Here is a 17,272-nt window from a genome sequence, read left to right as displayed (position 1 = left end):
TCACCTTCTATCAGCTTTTTGAACACTGCCGGGCTGCTACCTCCCAGAAATTTTGGCTATCGATGCGGGGCAGGCGGCGGTAGACGGCGCCGGGTACCTGGAGGTCAAAGCCACATACGGGCCGGTAGGGGCAGGAATCGCAACCGGTAGCCTTATCCAGGCGGTAGGGGCTGATCTCCACCCGGCCGGACAGGATGTCCCCTGCCAAGCCGGCAGCCCTAACCCGGGCCAGGGCCAGGAGGAGAGCCATTTGCTCGCGGGTGGCTGCCGGCGCGCCCCGGCGCAGGCTGCCGTCTTTATTCAACCGTACCGGCAGCAGGTCCGGCGTCGATTCCACTGCCTTATCCATGAGCTTGATAATCTCCGGCTCTGCCAGGAGCAGGCCGCGCATTTTCAGGGCCTGGCGGCGTAGTCTGGCCACCTCAGCGACCTCCCGGACCGGCATCCTCTGCCTTAGAGTAGGATTCCTGACGGCAAAATAGAGGACACCGGCCGGTTCGGCAGGTTCACCAAAAACCTGCGGCGCCGCTGCCAGGGCCGCCTGCAGGTAGAGGGGCAGCTGCAGGGAAAGACCGTGGTAGACCCTGTCCAGTTCCAGGCCGGTCTGGCTGCTCTTGTAGTCGATGACCCGCAGATAGGCCCGGCCCTGGTAACGGGCGACGTCGATGCGGTCCACCCTGCCTTCCAGGATGACCTGCCGGCCGGGACCGGCTTCCACCACCAGGGGCGGCAGGTCTCCCCGCCGGCTAAAAGAGGCTTCTACCATAAAGGGGCGAAACTCTCCCCGCCGGGCGTGCTCGTTCAGGACCTCCAGGACCCGCTGCAGGGTTTGCTCGAGCTTTTTGCGGAGGTAACTGTAGCGGGCGCTGCTGCTTAAAATCTCATGCTGGAGGGCCGGGGCCAGCTCTTCTACTACCCGGCTGAGGATGGCCGCCGCCTCCTCGTCGCTCACCTCACTCCAGTCGCGGCCGCTGCGCTTTAATTCCTCCACAAAGAGCTTCAAAGCGGCGTGGTAAAACTGGCCCATTCCCGCCGGGTCCACCTGGTACAGCTGCCTTTCCTCGAGTTTAAGGCCATAGGCCAGGAAGTAGCGGAAGGGGCAGGCAGCAAAGGTTTCCAGGCGGGAGATGCTGCTGCGTAAAGGCTGGGGGTAAAGTTTGTCAACAAGTTGCGCCTCCAGGGGCTCGACCTGGTTGCGGTAATTGATACCGCCCAGGAGGGCCAGCCACTTTTCCCTGTCCCGGTCCTGCTCCAGCCAGAGGTAAACCTCCTGCCACAGGGGGGGCAGGGAACGTTTCTGGCTTAAAATACGGGCCAGGTGGCCGGCCGCCTGGCACGGCGTGGCCAGGTAGTCGAGGCCAGCTTCGCCCTCCGGGAGATCCGGGCCGGCGTTCTCTTCCTGGAGTCCCGGCAGCAGCTGGCGCAGCCGCCGGATCAGTGGGGAAGGCGCCAGGGCCCTGCCCTCGGCGTCGGCCAGGGGGTAACTGAGCCAGAGGAAACGCCGGGAGCGGGTCAGGGCCAGGTAGGCCAGGTATTCTTCGTGGAAAAGCCTTAAAGAACCGGCCGGTGCCAGCTCAATCCCGGCCGCCTGCAGCTCCTCCCTTTCCCGGTCGCTGAAGGTGGCGTCTTCCGGCAGCCGCGCCGGCAGCACCCCTTCCCCCACTCCCAGGACCAGGGCGGCCTGGAGTTCCGGCTGGCGGGAACGGTCCAGGGTACCCACCACCACCTGGTCCAGGGCCGGGGGGATGAGCCTGAGCTTCAGGCTTTCCATACCGGTATCCAGGATGGCGGCATACTCTGCCAGCTCCATGGGAGTATCCCCCAGGGCCGTGACCAGCTCGTCCAGGAGGTCCATGAGGCCTTCCCAGACCTGCTCGTGTTCCTGGGCGGCGTCGAGGTCCCCGGCGGCCAGGGCCTGATGGCGCCATGCTTCCAGCTGCCGGGGCACCTGGAGTTCCTGCAGCAGGTCAAAGAGGGCGGACGTGATCTCTTGTACCGTCAGGGTACGGCCCTGGACGGCCTGGTAAAAGCGCCGCAGGTGCCGGCCGGCACGTTCCCGGGCCCTGTTGACGGCTGCCACGGCGGCATCATCGCTTCCTGCCTCCTGGCGGGCCTCCAGGTCGCGGCGGTTTTTAAACTGCCAGGGACGGTCCTCCAGCCACTGGCGGCCGCGGATGCCGTGGGCCAGGACGTAATTCTCCAGCAGGTCGACTTCTTCGCGGGAGACCGGCACCAGGTCGCTCTTCAGGTAGCGGAAGACGGGATCGTAGGCCCAGTTTTCCAGAATGGTTTCCAGGGCCGCCCGTACCAGCTCGATGAGGGGATGGTGGCCCACCGGCCGGCGGCGGTCGATAAAAAGGGGGATGTTAAAGTCGCGGAAGGTATTGACAATGAGGTCGTGGTAGGGCTCCAGGTCGCGTACCAGGACGGCCATTTCCCGGAACCGGAGATTCTCTTCCCGGGCCAAGCGCAAAATCTCCCTGGCCGCCGCCTCGACTTCCAGGCGGCGGTTGGCCGCCGCTACCAGCCGGATGCCGTCCGGCGAGCCTTTGAAGGGTTGCAGCGGCCAGCGGCCAAAATGGGCTTCCAGGTGGGCCAGGGCCGGAGCTGCCTGGAAACGGGGCGGGGTGCCCGTAAGCAGAACGTTGGCCTCGATATTAACCCCGGCGGCCCGGGCCAGGCGCTGCAGGCGGTGGTAAGTTTCGCTGGTGGGGTGGAAAAGTTCTGTCTCGCCCAGCTGCTGTTTCCTCTGTTCCGGGTCAAGGCAGAGGGTGACCGTTACCCGGGCGGCCGCGCCCAGCAGGGCCTGGAGGACGGCCTCTTCCTGGGGGGTAAAACCGTTGAAGCCGTCGATCCAGATACAGGCTCCTTTAACAAAGCTCGCTTCCGGCAGCCGCCGGGCGAGCAAGGCCAGATAATCGTCGGGATCCAGGTAGCGCCCGGCCAGGTACGTCTCCAGGTCGCTGTAAATGAGGGCCAGGTCGTGGAGCTTGCGGCCCAGGATGGTTTCCCCCCGGCCGGTCTCCCGGTAATGCTCTGCTACCCGCCGGAGGTCGCCGGGCTCTACCCGGTAGAGCTTTAGTTCGGCGATGGTATGGGCGAGCTGCTCAATGAAGCCAGGACTGCCCGCCAGGGAGACAAAAAGGGTCAAATCCCCCTGGCGGGCATTGACAATGGCCCGCAGGGCCATGCGCTTGCCCATCTCCCCCAGGTGAGGCCGGGCCGCGCCGCCGGCCTCCTGGAAAACCCGCCAGCCCAGGCGGCGAAAACTCAGGACCTGGGCACGGCTGAAGCCCGGGCAGGGGACGGTCTTATGTAAATCAAGTTCCATCTGCAGGGTGGCCTGCTCCGGGGTGAGGATAATGAGGGCCGGGCCTGCCGGCCCCCCGGCCAGGGCGGCCTTTATTTCCTCGAGACAGAGGCGCGTCTTGCCCGACCCGGCGCGGCCCAGGACCAGACGTAAGCTCAAAGGTTAACCCTCCACTTCTAACGCCACCGGCGTCCCCCAGGCGGCAAAATCCGGGTCGTGGGATAACAGAATTAACTGCCGCTGCTGAGCCAGGGCCGCCAGGCTCTCCCGGATGCGCTCGCGGCGCTCGCCGTCGCAGTTGACAAAGCAGTCGTCAAAGATAAAAGGCAGGGTTAGATTGGCGCTCAGGAGGTCGCCAATAGCCAGGCGTAAGGCCAGGTACAGCTGGTCCTGGGCACCGCGGCTGAGCTGGGCCAGAGCAATAGCTGCCCCGCCTTCCCTTACCTCCACCTGGAAATCTTCAGTGATCTCTACCTGGCGGGACCGGCGGCCGGTAAAGAGAGTGAAATAGCGGCTGGCAGCCAGGGCCAGCTCGCGGCGGTAGTTCTGGCTGTAATCCCGTGCTGCGGCCACAAGCTCCCGGTAGGCCAGGGCCAGGGCACCGGCCTCCAGTTCCAGGCGCTCCAGTTCCTTTTCCCTGGCCGCCAGGGTCTCGGCGACGAGGGCCATGTTGGCGGTCTGGCTGCCTTCCAGCTGGGACTGGCGGCGCAACAGCTCCCGCTCTTCACCCTCCAGCCCTTCCAGGCGGTTTTCTAGCTCCCTTATCCCTGCCCGGAGGGCCCTGTACTGTTCTTCCAACTCCTCCCCTTTTGTTTCCCGCCCGGGTTCAGGCAGCCCCGGGTGCTCCCTGACCAGGTCCTGCCATTCCTTCAGGATAGCCGCGGCCCGGTTGGCGGCATCCAGGCAGGCGGCGGCCAGGTCGTCCAGGTCGCCTTCACCCAGGAGGCCGGCCAGCTGCTCCTGCCAGCCCTGCCACTCCCGGGTCAGCTGCTCATAGGCCTGCCGGCGCTCCAGGGCTTTACCGGCCTCCCCGCCGGCTGGCGCCAGGATGACGGCCAGTTCTTCCCGCAGCTTTGCTGCCTCAGGTTCCAGCTCCTGGATTTGCTCCCGTAAATTTTTTGCCTGGCTCCCGGCGGCCTGCTGCCGGCCGGCCACCTGGCCCTGGCGTTCTTTTATCCTCGCCGCCTCCTCCAGCAGGGGAGCAATCTCCCCGGCTTCGGTAGCCGCCGTGAAGGGGGCCACGTGCCCTTCCAGGGCAGCGATCCTGGCCGCCAGGCGTTCCAGGGCCGTCTGCCCCTCTTCGTCCGGCTGCAAGAGCTGTTCCCGTTTTTCTTGCACCTGCCGGTTAAGGGCCGTCAATTCTTCCCACCGCCGGGCCCGGGCCAGGAAATCTTCCCAGGCGGCTTGATCCAGTTCCTTTAACCAGGTTAAAAGCTCGCCCACCGTGGCCGGGGCCTGCCCGGCCAGCCGCGCCAGGGAGGTAAGGCCCGGCCAGGGAGCGGCCAGGCCGGCGAGGGGTATCGTTAAAGCCGCTAGCGGCGGTGCTCCCACGGCCTTCATGGTAAAGGCTTCCATCTCCGCTGCCAGGCGCTCCCGCTCTTCCCTGGCGGCCAGGTAACGGCGGTAGGCTGCCGTCACATCGGTAAACCGGGCGCTGATTTCTTCCGTGGCGGCAAGGAAATCCCGGCTGGCCCTGGTTGCTGCCTCCAGGGCCAGCCGGGCCGCTTCTTCCTCTGCCGTGCCGGGCAAAGAAGCGGCCAGGGTTGCCAGCTCCGCCCGCGCCCGCTCCCGCTCCCGCAGGCGCTGGCGGAGTTCGCCCAATTCCGCCGCCGTGGCCCCCGCCCAGGGGCCCAGCACGGCATCCAGCTGCTCCAGGCGCTCCCGCAGGGTGGCAATCTCGCCGGCCAGCTCGAGGCTGTCTTTCCCCTCTCGGCCCAGGTAAGTTCCGGCGCCATAGCCCAGCCCGGCCAGGACCAGGGCTACTACCAGGGCGACAAGCCAGTTACCGGTGGCCAGGCCGGTTACCAGGCCCGTAACGAGGCCGGCGCCGGTCAGGGCGAGAACTATACCCAGCCTCTTGCGCCTGCCGGCCTCCAGGGCCGCCTTTCGGGCTGCTTCCTTTGCCTGCAGGTCCGCCAGCAAGCGAGGTTTATCTGTCGCCGCCTGGAAGGCTTCCTCCCCTAAAGAGGCCAGGTCGCCAAATTCTCGCTGGAAATCTTCCTCGCGGCGCCGGTAGGCGGCCTTTTGTTCCTCCAGGCGCCGGCAGGCTTCCCGGGCCGCCTCTTCTTCACTTGCCAGGGTGAGCCTGGTGGTCGCGTAACTGGCCACCAGGGCTTCCTTTTCCGGCGGCAGCCCGGCAAAGCAGCTTAAATCACCCGCCAGTTCCGCTTCCAGTTCCTTATAGCGGTTTTGCTGCTCCTGGAAGCGGCCCCAGCCCTCCAGGAGCTGGCGGGCCGCTACCTGCAAACCCTCCAGGGCCGTGGCCGGGCCGCTCCCCAGCAGGCTGAAATCGGGCAGGGCGGCCAGTTCAGCAGCCGTTTCTCCCGCCCGCGCCGCCAGTTCCTGTACCTGCCCGGCCAGTTTCTCCCGCTCCTTCAGGAGGCTGCGCAGGTCCTCCAGGTCCCGCAGGATATCCGGGTGATTGGCCACCGCCGCCAGTTCTCCCTGCAGTCTGGCCATTAATGCTTCCTGCTCCTTATTTAAATCCCGGAGGTGCGCCTCCCAGTTTGCCATCTCGCCCTTTAAGCGGGACATTTCCTGCTCCAGCTCCACCAGGCGGTCGAGTTTGCGGGCGGTACTTGCCGGAGCGCTGGCCCACTCGGGATACGACCGGGTCGCCTGCTCCTTGTGCAGGCGGATCTTCTGCTCCAGCTCCCGGGCCCTTTCCTGGACCGCCCCGGCCTGCTGCTGTTCGCGCAGGGCGCTGTTGTATCTTACCTGGAGGGCGCGCCAGCCATCCCAGGCTGCCCGGAGGTCCTGCTGTTTTTTCAGTTGCGCCCGGACCGACTTAATCTCTACTGCCAGTTCCTGGAGCCGGGAGCGCACGGCGGTCAGCTGGTCAATGGTGGTGCCGGTGGCCTGCTGCTGTTGCCGCAAAATCGCGATTTCCGCTTGCAGCTCTTCCAGCCGGGCGTCCTTGCGGCCGTTATTGCCCACGCCTCGGTCACCGCAATAACGGGTCAGGGCTCTCAGGTCGTCAGCCAGCATTTTTAGGGCTTCCTGGTAGTGGCCACCGCTACCGGAAAGGAGCTTTTGTACCTCATTGCTTAAAGCCCTCCCTTCCGGCAAGGGCTGGCCCAGGCAGAAGGTGGCTTCAAAGAGTTCCCGGGAGGTTATGCCCAGAAAGGCAGTAAGGTGTTCGAGATAAGCTGGGATTTTCTTGTGGGCGCCGGGGTTGTGGCTGCCCCGCCAGACCTCTTCCCAACCGTGATCACCCCTGGTCCTGATGGTCACCCGGTTAGTATTAAACAGGCGCCTTAAGGCGTAGGCCCGGCCGTCAACCCGGAATTCTACTTCCCCTTCAAACTGGTCCGGCTCTTCCCTGTTGGCAAAACGGGCGCTGCCAAAGGCTTCCGGGTTGCTGGTGTTGGGGAGTCCAAAAAGGACGGCCTCCAGGCCAGCAATCAGGGTTGACTTCCCCTTTTCATTGGGGGCCACCAGGACATTGAGGCCTTCCTGGAAAGTAACATTTACCCGCTCCCGGTAGCAGCCAAAACCGGCCAGGCTCAGGCGCTGCCAGGTTACAGCCGGCATGGCCCACAACCTCCCTTCAGGGCCAGGAGCCCGCGCCAGAGGGCGCGGCGGATCACTGCTGCTTCCCCAGGTCCCGCAGCGCCGGCAAGCTTTTCTTGCAGGCGGCGGACAAAAAGGCCCCTGATGGTTGGTTCGGCGGCAAAACTCTCCAGGAGTTCCGGTGCCCACCCTTCCGTATCGTTCACCAGGTCCAGGTAAGAACAGAGATGACCCAGGCGGGCCTGCAAACCCTCCAGGTCCAGATCAAAGGCGATACTCCCTGCCAGGCGCACCTGTACCAGGGCACCGGGGTCGATTAATTCCCTGATTGCCGCCTCCAGTTCCTCCGAAGCATGAAAAGCCGTAACATCGACGTCAACTACCCGCCAGGGCCGCACCGCTGCTGCTACCTGCTCCACCCGCGCCGGGCCGTCCCCCAGGGTAACTATGGTCCAGGAGCCGACCCCGGGATCGGCAAAACCCTTGCCGGCCACCATACCGGCATAGCAGGCCAGGCCCCTGCCCAGCTGCCTTTGTCCCCCGCGGTGAATGTGACCCAGGGCTATATAGTCATAGCCGGCGGCAGACAGGGCTTCCCCGTCGAGGGGCAGGCTCCTTTCCCCGCCGTCCCAGTCCAGGGAGCCGTGGAATACGGCCAGGTTCACCCCTTCCCCCTCTGCCGGGGGAAAAGCCTTTAACGGGCCGTCAACCCGGGTCACGCCGCCCGTGTAGGCCATGGCCACCAGGTGACAGGTATCACCATTAAGTCTCAGGGTAGCCACTTTCGCCGGCATAGGTTCAGTAACCAGGAGGCCCGGCCAACGGTTGGCCTCGCGGCGGTAAACCGAATCGTTATATGTAATCTCGTCATGATTCCCTGGCACCGTTATCACCTGGATGCCGGCGGCTTCCAGCCGGCCCAGTTCCCGGATGGTTTCCTCCACCAGGGAAGCCTCCGGCCGGTGGTTATCATAGAGATCGCCGGCGATGAGGACCAGGTTGATTCCCAGGCGGGGATCCAGGGCCAGGTCCACGGCCGCCTGCAAAACCCCGTTGCGCTCCCTGTAGACCTCCTCCTGGACCGGTGCCGGCAGGTCGGGCCGGTATCCCAGGTGCAGGTCCGCCAGGTGCAACACCCTGAACAACAGCGCCACCTCCATTTAAATGCGAAATGGCTTTTGCACCCCAATATGCTATATCCCTTTTCGCCACCCGGGCTGGAATTCCTGCAAAAAACTGGCGCCGCTAAGGTGCGCTTAAAAGGGCACGATTCCCAAGTAAAAGATAAGCGCCTGATATGCCCAGGCGCTTATTATACAGATACAGGTTATATTTAATTTCCTTTGCATCTACCCGGTTAGATAAGGTAAGAAAGCCGCTCCCATTACACTACTATAACTACCAAACTTTGATGGAACTACTTTTACTTTTTCCCTTTGCGATCGCATTACCCTAATAGTAAAATTTTCCCTTAAGGGTTTAAATAAAAGTTCTCCTGCTTTGGCCACACCGCCACCAATAACAATTATTTCCGGATTTAAGATATTCACCAGGCTTGCCAGGGCTATACCGATATATCTACCTGATTGGTAAACTACTTCCCCAGCAAGTGGATCGCCGTTGGCAGCAGCCCGATAGACTATCTCTCCTGTTACTTTGTCAAGCTCACCTTCTACCATTTGTATAATAGCTGAAGTCTCCCCCCTTCGTATACGCTCAACTGCCCTTCTTGCCGTTGCCGGACCAGAAGCAACGGCCTCAACGCAACCCCGGCTGCCGCAGTTGCACTCTGGCCCGTCAGCCTCGACAATAATGTGGCCTATTTCGCCCGCAGCAAAATTTGCACCGCGGTAGATTTGTCCACCCAGAATAAGGCCGCCGCCTATTCCTGTACTAACAGTAACATACACCATATCCTTACTTCCTGCACCGGCACCCAAACGGTACTCCGCTATAGCCGCAGCGTTGGCATCATTCTCTACATACACTGGTAACTTAAACCTATCCTCCACGATCGATTTAAGGGGGGCGTTGTCCCAACCCAGGTTAGTACCCTGGACCAGGACGCCATTTTCCGGATCTACCGGTCCGGCGCAGCTAACACCTATACCTATTATATCTCTACCGAGATCCAGCCCTGCTGAAACTTCGTGAACGCTTTGGGTTATTTGCTCGATTATTCTATCCTTGCCCTCAGTTACAGCGGTAGAATACCGAGTAGTCCTCACAATATTTCCATGGGAGTTTACCAGAGCCGTTAATATTTTGGTACCTCCCATATCAATGCCTATTGTAAATCTAGCGTTGTTCTCTGCCAACATACTATCTTTACCTTTCACCTTTATGCCCACCACATCTCACCGGCAGGCTCGCGGAACAGGCAAGCTTTGAGGCAGCTTACTGCTTTAGAAAAGCCTTCCTGGGAAGATGCCAGGCAATCTTCATGTTCGATACTGAGAACATAATCATAGCCAACCACCCTTAAGGTGCTAATAATGTTTTTCCATACTGCCTCGCTTAGCCCATAGCCTACACTCCTAAAGGTCCAAGAACGCTCCGCTACCTGGTGATAGGGTTTAGTATCTAAAACTCCATTTACCTTTATATTACTCTTATCAAGGTAAGTATCCTTGGCGTGTACATGGAAAATGGCGTTTTCTTTGCCCAACACCTTAACTGCTTCAACTGGATCGATACCCTGCCACACTAAATGACTGGGGTCAAAATTAGCTCCTATTTCTGGTCCAACCAGGTTCCTTAATTTCAATAAAGTTTCCGGGTTATAGACCATAAATCCGGGATGCATTTCAAAAGCTATTTTACGTACCTTATGCCTGGCAGCAAAGGACACTTCTTCTTTCCAGTAGGGAACAAGTTTGGTATCCCATTGCCAGTTTAAAACTTCCAGGTAGTCAGGTGGCCAGGCACAGGTAACCCAATTGGGATGCAAGGAATTATCCGAGTCACCCGGGCAGCCGGAGAAAACATTAATACATTCTACACCCAACTTTTCAGCCAGCAGGACCGTCTTGCGCCAGGTTTCATGAAACCTGCGCGCAACCTCCTTTTGCGGGTGTAAGGGGTTGCCGTGGCAACTGAGGGCGCTTATAAATAATTCTCTTTCCTCAAGAGCCTTGGTAAAAGCGTTTAGCTTGCTGGCATCTGTAAGTAGATCTTCAGGGTTACAGTGAGCGCTGCCGGGATAATTACCAGTACCCAATTCCACAGCTTCCAAACCATAACTTTTTACAATATCCAGTGTCTCCTCAAACGGTTTACTCTGAAAAAGGACAGTCAATACCCCTAGTTTCAAATTACTCCCTCCCAGGAACACTAAAAGTTGTTATTTACTTTCACCCATCTCTGGGTGGCGTTGCTTTCTAAAATAGCTTCAATAATGCACATAGCCGCATGCCCATCGGCAAAGGTGGCAAAGCTAGGTGTGTCCACAAGCGGATCCTTGGCCGCTAAGATAAAGTTATAAAAATTATGCATCATATTCTTTAAACCATCAGGCCACCCTTCGTTATGGCCGCCGGGATGATGGATATAATTTTTTGCTTCCGGTAAAAGTAAGGCAGGGTCGGCCATAAGGATCTCGTTGGGCCGTTCGCGGTGGCCAATCCAGAGGTGCTCAGGTTCCTCCTGGTTCCAGAAGGCTGACGATTTACTGCAATCGATTTCAAAACTAAGCCTATTTTTCCTCCCTGCACTTACCTGGGAAACGGTAAAGACCCCCCTGGCGCCATCACTGAAACGCAAGAGTACGGTCGCATAATCCTCTGTTTTTATAGGTACTTCCTCATACTGCCCTGCCTGTAATTCCTGAACCCCAAAAGTTGCCACCCTTTGCTTGGGCCTTTTTCTTACAGGAATTACCGTGGCCAGGTCGGCAAACACTTCAGTAATGCGCTGTCCGATCACGTGCTGTACGGTGTCACACCAGTGAGACCCGATATCGGCCACCGCCCGGGAGCTGCCCCCGACTTTCGGTTCAAGGCGCCAGTTGTAATCTGTATCATAGAGTAACCAATCCTGCAGGTAGCTGCCGTGAACCAGGTTAACTGTTCCTAAAGTACCCTCTCTGATCATTGCCCTTAGTTGTTGCACTAGAGGATACTGCCGGTAGTTAAAGTTAACGCCATGAACTACTTTATGTTCTCGTGCTAATTGTAGGAGTTCGGCAGACTCGCTGCTGGTCATGGCCAGGGGTTTCTCCGATAAGACATGTTTACCGGCCATAATGATATCTTTGTTAATCTTATAATGTAAATGGTTGGGTGTGCAGTTATGCACAACCTTTATGTCTGGGTCTGCCAGCATTTCTCGATAATCGCCGTAGGCTTTGGCAATGCCTAGTTCAGCCGCCTTTTTTTCGGCGAGTTCCTGGTTTGCTTCTGCCAGGGCTACGACTTCGACAATACCCAAACGGCGCACAGCTTCAATATGCGCTGGCCCAACAAAACCGGTACCTATAACTCCAACTTTGATTTTTTGCATGTTTTCCCCCTCCAACTTATAGAAAACCTTCCCGCTTTAAAAGACTTAACAGCTGTTTAGCCACATCCTTTGGTGGTCCTTCTAAACGGTCTGTAGCCCGCTTGGAAATCCCGCCCGAAAGTATCTGCTTTATTCGATCACTTGAACTAAGATTACTGTCGGGGGTAAAAATCTTCTTTGGCCTTGGGGTTGGCATCTGAAGCTTGATACGTTCAGAGCTAGAACGCTTCACCATTGGTTTAAATTCTTTCACTTGTAACTTGGCAGCACGGATTATTTCAGGTAAAGAAGAATACTTAATAGTGCCCATAATACGATCAAACATAACTAAAGCAGGTAAATTAAATACAACCTTCTGACGGCGACCGCGACCTAGTGTCCGGACTGCTATACATTTTCCATCCTTAAAAGATGGTTCAATGGAGACCGCCGCTGTTATTAGTGTTAAGCCAATGAAATTGGCAATAGCCTGCCCGGTACCATCTCCTCCAGCCCCGTGTTGGCCCGTCAATATCAAATTAAATTTATCTTTTTGTAGAGCTTCGGTAACCATTTGAGCACTTGTTAATGCATCTAAATCATCATCAACTTGTATCATTGTCGCTTCATCTGCACCCACTGCCATAATGTGACGCAGGGTGTAAATATTTTTACCCAGGTAATATAAGCTTATAGTCGTTCCAGGTACTTGTTCTTTTATAGCAACGGCTGTTCTCATAGCTGCAAAGTCTGAGACATCTGTAAATGTAGTTACATTAACATCACTCAAATTTCTATTATCATCAGCAAAAATTGGAGACCCTACAGGTACTATTTGTTCTTGAGTTAAAACGGCAATTCTCACTTCTTGTCGCCCTTTCAATAAACTTCTTTATCCGTGACGGAAACGAACACCAAAGCCGCCTCGAGGATAATTCCAGGTTATGGCTCCTGATTTACAAGAGATACGACACGCACCACATTCTAAACAACCATCAGCAATAAATTGAATACCTTCAGCTTCTAAGGTATAACGTTGTGCCGGACAAACATAAAGGCATTCTTTACTGGAACATGATTGGCAGATAGATTTATTAACCGTTATATGGGGTCTTTCATCTGAAATAAAATATGCACGCATGAGCTTTTCCAGTATATCCATAGTTTACATGTACCTCCAGATATCAAAACCATCTCTAATAACTTGCCACATTGATACCTTGTTTCCTGCTATGCTTCTAACCATCTTTGCTAGTTTGGGGCGCGGTTTGCCATCAAAGAGAAATAGCTCTTTTGCTATCTCTTCAATAATTTGAGGGTATTCCTGTCTCAAGCGGGGGTTACCTAAAACATGATAAACTTTCCTGTATGTTTCAAGGTTTTTACCAATAAATGTTTCGTTAATTTTATCCTGGTATGCAGCCAGAGCTTTTGCTGATACGTCACCGTTCTTCATAGCGAGTACAGCAGTATGGCCTGCAGCTTTACCAGAGGCAAGAGCATAATTCATCCCTTCAAAAGTAAAACCATTAGTAACAACAAAACCTGCAGCATCCCCTGCTACCATAACTCCATTACCGTATAATTTAGGCACCATTTCTAAACCAATTTCAGGTACCATATGGGCAGAATACTCAACTAACGTTCCACCTTCTATAAACTTTTGTATTTGGGGTTGACTCTTAAATTCTTCTAACAACATACCTGGTTGCACTGCTGCTTTTTGTAATGCCCCCAGATTAACAACAATTCCTAAGGATAAAGTTTTTTTGTTGGTATAAAGGAAGGCTCCCCCATGCACCCCACTTAAAAAGGTCCCAATAAACTCATATGCACTACCCTGATTTTCCTCAAGCCCAAAGCGTTCATTAATTTTTTCAATAGGTAGTAACAGCACTTCTTTAATCCCGATCCCAACCTCATGGGGTGAAATGTCTTTTTTGCGCAAACCAGCTTTTTGAGCTAATAAAGAATTTACACCATCGGCACAGATAACGATATCCGCTTCCAACTCACCATCTGGCCGTTGTGTTTTTACCCCTTTCACATAACCGTCCTTAAAAATAAGATCTTCAACTAAAGTATTTGTTACTAAGGTAACTCCCGCTTCCTCCGCCTGTTGAGCCAGCCAAAGATCAAAATTGGCCCTATTAATGGTGCAAGAGTTATAAGGTGGATTATAAAAGTCCCCTGTCTCAAACTGTAATAAAGTTAAGGATTTAGAGGTAATCATTCCGATACCATTCTTGACAATCCATCGCTCAATGGGAGCTTTATTTTGCCATTCTGGAATTAAATCATCAAGTACCCTTCCATATAACACGCCGCCAGTTACATTCTTTTCTCCAGGGGTTGTAGCACGTTCAATTAAACATACATTTAAACCCGATCGTGATATTGTCAACGCTGCAGCACTACCCGCTAATCCAGCACCAACCACAATAACATCGAAATGCTTTGCCATCACAGTTCTCCTCCCAATTCTTCGATTAGTGCGGGTAGTATTGTATAAGCGTCACCTACAACAGCAATATCCGCCGCTTTTAGTAATGGAGCGTTTGGATCCTTGTTTATCCCGATAATTACCCTGGCATCGCGAATACCATTAAGGTGATGGGGAGCGCCTGAAATACCTATACCAATATATATCTTGGGTGCTACCTCATGCCCAGTAAGGCCGATAAGACGGCTGTTTGGGAGAAAGCCTCGATCTACAGCAATTCGACTTCCCCCAAGGGTAGCGCCTATAAGACTTGCAAATCTTGCTGCCATGTCATATCCTTTTCGATCTATCACGCCACCTCCAATAGCTACAATAAACTCGGCTTCCGTCAGATCAATTTCATCAGGATGAGCTTTGAATTCTCCAGTTATTTCAGGTACCGCGCCCTTTATTAAAGTCAACATCTCTCGGAATTCTACACTTTTATTGCCCGTAAAACGCTTACGGCCGGTACCACTTGGGATGATAGTCCCCAAACAAACGCTCGAAACAAGGGTGCGAATCTCATCTACTTTGCCCCCGCATGTTATGCGGTGGATATAAAAGTTGGCATCCTTAATTGAAATTTCCCTACATGAACTGAAAAATGCTCCACCTAAAGAGGCTGCTGCGGTTGCCAATACACTTTCCCCAAGCATAGTATGTGCTGCTAGTATAAGCCTAGCCTGTATATCTTTTGCTAACTCTGCTAATGCTAGACCTGCTAATTGCCCGCAGGGATCATCAGTCATTTCTAAGGGCAATTCCCAGCACTCATCCAGCCCAGTGTTATTCAATTCATCTTTTAATGTACTTCCAAGGTGGGTGGTACCCACTAAGGTGCCACCCATTTCATCAGCTAAACGTCTACCTTCCTTCAAAACATTTTTACTGTCTTCTGAGATGTGTCCTTCTTCTCCTTCTATAAAGACAAGGACATTATTACTCAACTCATGTTCACTCCTGTTTACAATTTACGCCCTATTTCTTCTCCATCCCAAATGGCCTGTTCAATCATACGTGGTGCCACACAATCACCAACGCGGTAAAGTTCCGAACATTTACCTTTTAGGGCGTAATATAATTCCTCATGGGAACGGTTGTGAATAACGTAAATAAAGGTATCATAATCACATACTTCGACTTCTTGACCCGAATACACATTCTTTAGTGTCGCGGTCTTTCCTTTTATAGCAGTTACCTCATGATGAGGCGTCATTATAACATCCATTGTAAATAACCTTTGATATAGCATAACTCTATTACTGGGCTCTAAACCTTGTCCGAAAAACACTAGAGGTGTTACTACATTCACATGTTTGCCTTGCGTTGCCAAATATTCAACCAACCCCGCCGCTTTCCAATGACCATTAAGGTCAATTACCATCACTCTATTACCAATAGAAGCATCCTCTTTAAGGGCATCGTAAACACTATAAACATTTTCTTGTTCTGCTCCAGGTATATCCAATCTGGGTGAAAAAGAACCTGTTGCGACTACTACAGCATCGGGTTTTAAAGCTAATACATCTTCGGGAGTTGCTTCGGTATTAAGTCTAACTTCTACTCCGAGACGATTTATTTGCTTAATTAAATATGAAGCAACTTCTATAAGCTGATCTCTCAGGGGATACTTACTGGCAAGGAGTACTTGTCCCCCTAATTCATTTTTCTTTTCTAATAGGATAACCTTATGCCCTCGCAAGGTTGCTATCTCACTTACTTTTAGACCTGCAACGCCACCGCCAATGACAACAACTCGCTTTTTAATCTCAGCAGGTTTTAAAGTTCCGATACCTAGGGTTTTTTCTCGCCCTGCAGCTGGATTTTGAATGCAACGCACAGGCTTTTCATGCATAACTTGATAAATACATCCATCATTACATGCTACGCAGTGTCGGATTTCATCTATTCTTCCTTCACGGGCTTTATTAGGTGTTTCCGGGTCTGCTATTAATTGACGTGCCATACCAATTAAGTCAGCATGGCCGTCCGCTAAAATTTTTTCTGCTTGAGCTGGATCATTTATTCTTCCGAATGCAATTACAGGGAGTTTTATTACTTCTTTTAATGCTGCCGCCATATATACGGCAAAGCCAGCTGGTACGGCCATTGGTGGTATTTCCATATAAAAGCTAGAAAAAGTACCCGCATCAGTACTAATATATGTTACCTCACCTGTCTCCTCAAAAATCTTTGCAAGTTCTATTCCAAAATCGAGATTATAGCCCCAAGGTGTAAATTCATCAAGGCAAAGTCTAATTCCTAAAGGAAGTTCAGGTCCTATTGTCTTGCGGATCGCATGAATAACTTCTAAAGGCAAGCGAAGACGATTTTCCAATGAACCGCCATATTTATCCGAACGACGGTTAAAGAAATCCGAAATAAATGACCGTAAAAGACCATCGTGGGCCACTTTTATCTCTACTCCATCGAACCCAGCTTCTTTAAAATGCAATGCCGATTTAGCAAACCCTTCAATAACGGCTTCAATATCTTCTGTTTCCATAGCTTTTGTATTATATTGACAAGAAGGCTCTGGCATTTGTGAAGGGGCCCATAATATTTGTGGTGGATCCATTAATGTTGTATGCCCGCCATGATTGATTTGGCCAAATATTTTTCCGCCGGCCTCATGTGTCATGTCAGCATATTGCTTGAGACCAGGGATAATTTTAGGATCCCAACCATGAATAAACCGATGTGACATTTTTCCAGATGGTAGACAGGCAATGTTGCACATTATAATTAAGCCTGCACCACCTTTAGCGCGTTCGGCTAAATACCATGCCTCTCTTTCGGTAGGCATTCCGTTCTCATCGCTTAATGCTACAAAATGGGGTAAAAAGACAATCCTGTTTTTTAAGTTGACATTACCAAGCTTAAAAGGGGTAAAAAGATATTCAAACTGCATTTAACTCCACCTCCTGATATGGAAGGGCCTTGTCAAGCCCCTCCGAAATTTTTTTGCGAAACCTTGTTTTAGGGACAGAAATATCCACCCACTGCTTAAGGCAGCAATCAAAGTTGGACGTCTACGGATTTTAACTCTTTCCGCCCGGCTCTGGCAGCCCCATCCTGGGCGGGGAGCAAGCCTGTCAAGGGCCGCGTAGCGGGCCGCAGGCTTTACCCTTGACTGGCTCAGCGACCCGCCCTATAATGCAAAAGCTGCCGGGCGGATTGCGCTTTATTTTTCTTGTTTTGTTATCCCACCCCTCATCCAGGGTGCAGGGGGCAATAGGTGGGTTGGGCTTAATCGACGGTTGCTC

General features: G+C 53.9%; 11 protein-coding genes. All 11 read right to left on the bottom strand.

Annotation, left to right across the window (positions count from 1 at the left end; all coding sequences use genetic code 11):
* Positions 1 to 10: 10 nt before the first annotated feature.
* The 11 genes from addB to MOST_RS00510 all read right to left on the bottom strand — a co-directional run bounded on the left by addB (position 11) and on the right by MOST_RS00510 (position 16,917).
* Positions 11 to 3,469, bottom strand: coding sequence for a helicase-exonuclease AddAB subunit AddB (addB, locus tag MOST_RS00560; RefSeq protein ID WP_054937571.1), 3,459 nt, complete (start codon positions 3,467 to 3,469; stop codon positions 11 to 13).
* Between the two features lie 3 nt (positions 3,470 to 3,472).
* Positions 3,473 to 7,063: an AAA family ATPase gene (locus tag MOST_RS18095; protein ID WP_054937570.1), complete on the bottom strand. Its 3,591-nt coding sequence runs from the start codon at positions 7,061 to 7,063 to the stop codon at positions 3,473 to 3,475.
* Positions 7,051 to 8,178 (bottom strand): metallophosphoesterase family protein, encoded by a 1,128-nt coding sequence (locus tag MOST_RS00550; RefSeq protein WP_244267155.1) that lies wholly within the window; start codon positions 8,176 to 8,178, stop codon positions 7,051 to 7,053. Before MOST_RS00550 ends, MOST_RS18095 begins: the two co-directional genes overlap by 13 nt.
* A 213-nt stretch (positions 8,179 to 8,391) precedes the next feature.
* On the bottom strand, positions 8,392 to 9,381 hold the full coding sequence (locus MOST_RS00545; RefSeq protein WP_054937567.1) for an ROK family protein: 990 nt from the start codon (positions 9,379 to 9,381) through the stop codon (positions 8,392 to 8,394).
* A gap of 2 nt (positions 9,382 to 9,383) precedes the next feature.
* Complete coding sequence (locus MOST_RS00540; RefSeq protein WP_054937566.1) at positions 9,384 to 10,355, bottom strand: sugar phosphate isomerase/epimerase family protein; 972 nt, start codon at positions 10,353 to 10,355, stop codon at positions 9,384 to 9,386.
* Between the two features lie 20 nt (positions 10,356 to 10,375).
* Positions 10,376 to 11,542, bottom strand: coding sequence for a Gfo/Idh/MocA family protein (locus MOST_RS00535; RefSeq protein ID WP_054937565.1), 1,167 nt, complete (start codon positions 11,540 to 11,542; stop codon positions 10,376 to 10,378).
* A 16-nt stretch (positions 11,543 to 11,558) separates the two neighbouring features.
* Entirely contained in the window at positions 11,559 to 12,404 is an 846-nt protein-coding gene (locus tag MOST_RS00530; RefSeq protein ID WP_054937564.1) for a hypothetical protein, read from the bottom strand.
* 9 nt (positions 12,405 to 12,413) lie between these two features.
* Positions 12,414 to 12,683 (bottom strand): ferredoxin family protein, encoded by a 270-nt coding sequence (locus MOST_RS00525; protein WP_083476746.1) that lies wholly within the window; start codon positions 12,681 to 12,683, stop codon positions 12,414 to 12,416.
* 3 nt (positions 12,684 to 12,686) lie between these two features.
* On the bottom strand, positions 12,687 to 13,985 hold the full coding sequence (locus MOST_RS00520; RefSeq protein WP_054937563.1) for an FAD-dependent oxidoreductase: 1,299 nt from the start codon (positions 13,983 to 13,985) through the stop codon (positions 12,687 to 12,689).
* A complete protein-coding gene (locus tag MOST_RS00515; RefSeq protein ID WP_054937562.1) occupies positions 13,985 to 14,953 on the bottom strand; it encodes an electron transfer flavoprotein subunit alpha/FixB family protein in 969 nt (322 codons plus the stop codon). The genes MOST_RS00520 and MOST_RS00515 overlap by 1 nt, the downstream gene beginning before the upstream one ends.
* 17 nt (positions 14,954 to 14,970) lie before the next feature.
* Entirely contained in the window at positions 14,971 to 16,917 is a 1,947-nt protein-coding gene (locus MOST_RS00510; RefSeq protein WP_054937561.1) for an oxidoreductase, read from the bottom strand.
* Positions 16,918 to 17,272: the final 355 nt, after the last annotated feature.

The sequence above is a fragment of the Neomoorella stamsii genome (assembly GCF_002995805.1).
Taxonomy (GTDB): domain Bacteria; phylum Bacillota; class DSM-521; order Neomoorellales; family Neomoorellaceae; genus Neomoorella; species Neomoorella stamsii.
This window is presented reverse-complemented; position numbering and strand designations above follow the sequence as displayed.

Excerpts from the sequence above, each read along its gene's own strand:
- MOST_RS18095 (WP_054937570.1), bottom strand. The coding sequence starts at position 7,063 with ATGCCGGCTGTAACCTGGCAGCGCCTGAGCCTGGCCGGTTTTGGCTGC.
- MOST_RS00525 (WP_083476746.1), bottom strand. The coding sequence starts at position 12,683 with ATGGATATACTGGAAAAGCTCATGCGTGCATATTTTATTTCAGATGAA.
- MOST_RS00520 (WP_054937563.1), bottom strand. The coding sequence starts at position 13,985 with ATGGCAAAGCATTTCGATGTTATTGTGGTTGGTGCTGGATTAGCGGGT.
- MOST_RS00535 (WP_054937565.1), bottom strand. The coding sequence starts at position 11,542 with ATGCAAAAAATCAAAGTTGGAGTTATAGGTACCGGTTTTGTTGGGCCA.
- MOST_RS00510 (WP_054937561.1), bottom strand. The coding sequence starts at position 16,917 with ATGCAGTTTGAATATCTTTTTACCCCTTTTAAGCTTGGTAATGTCAAC.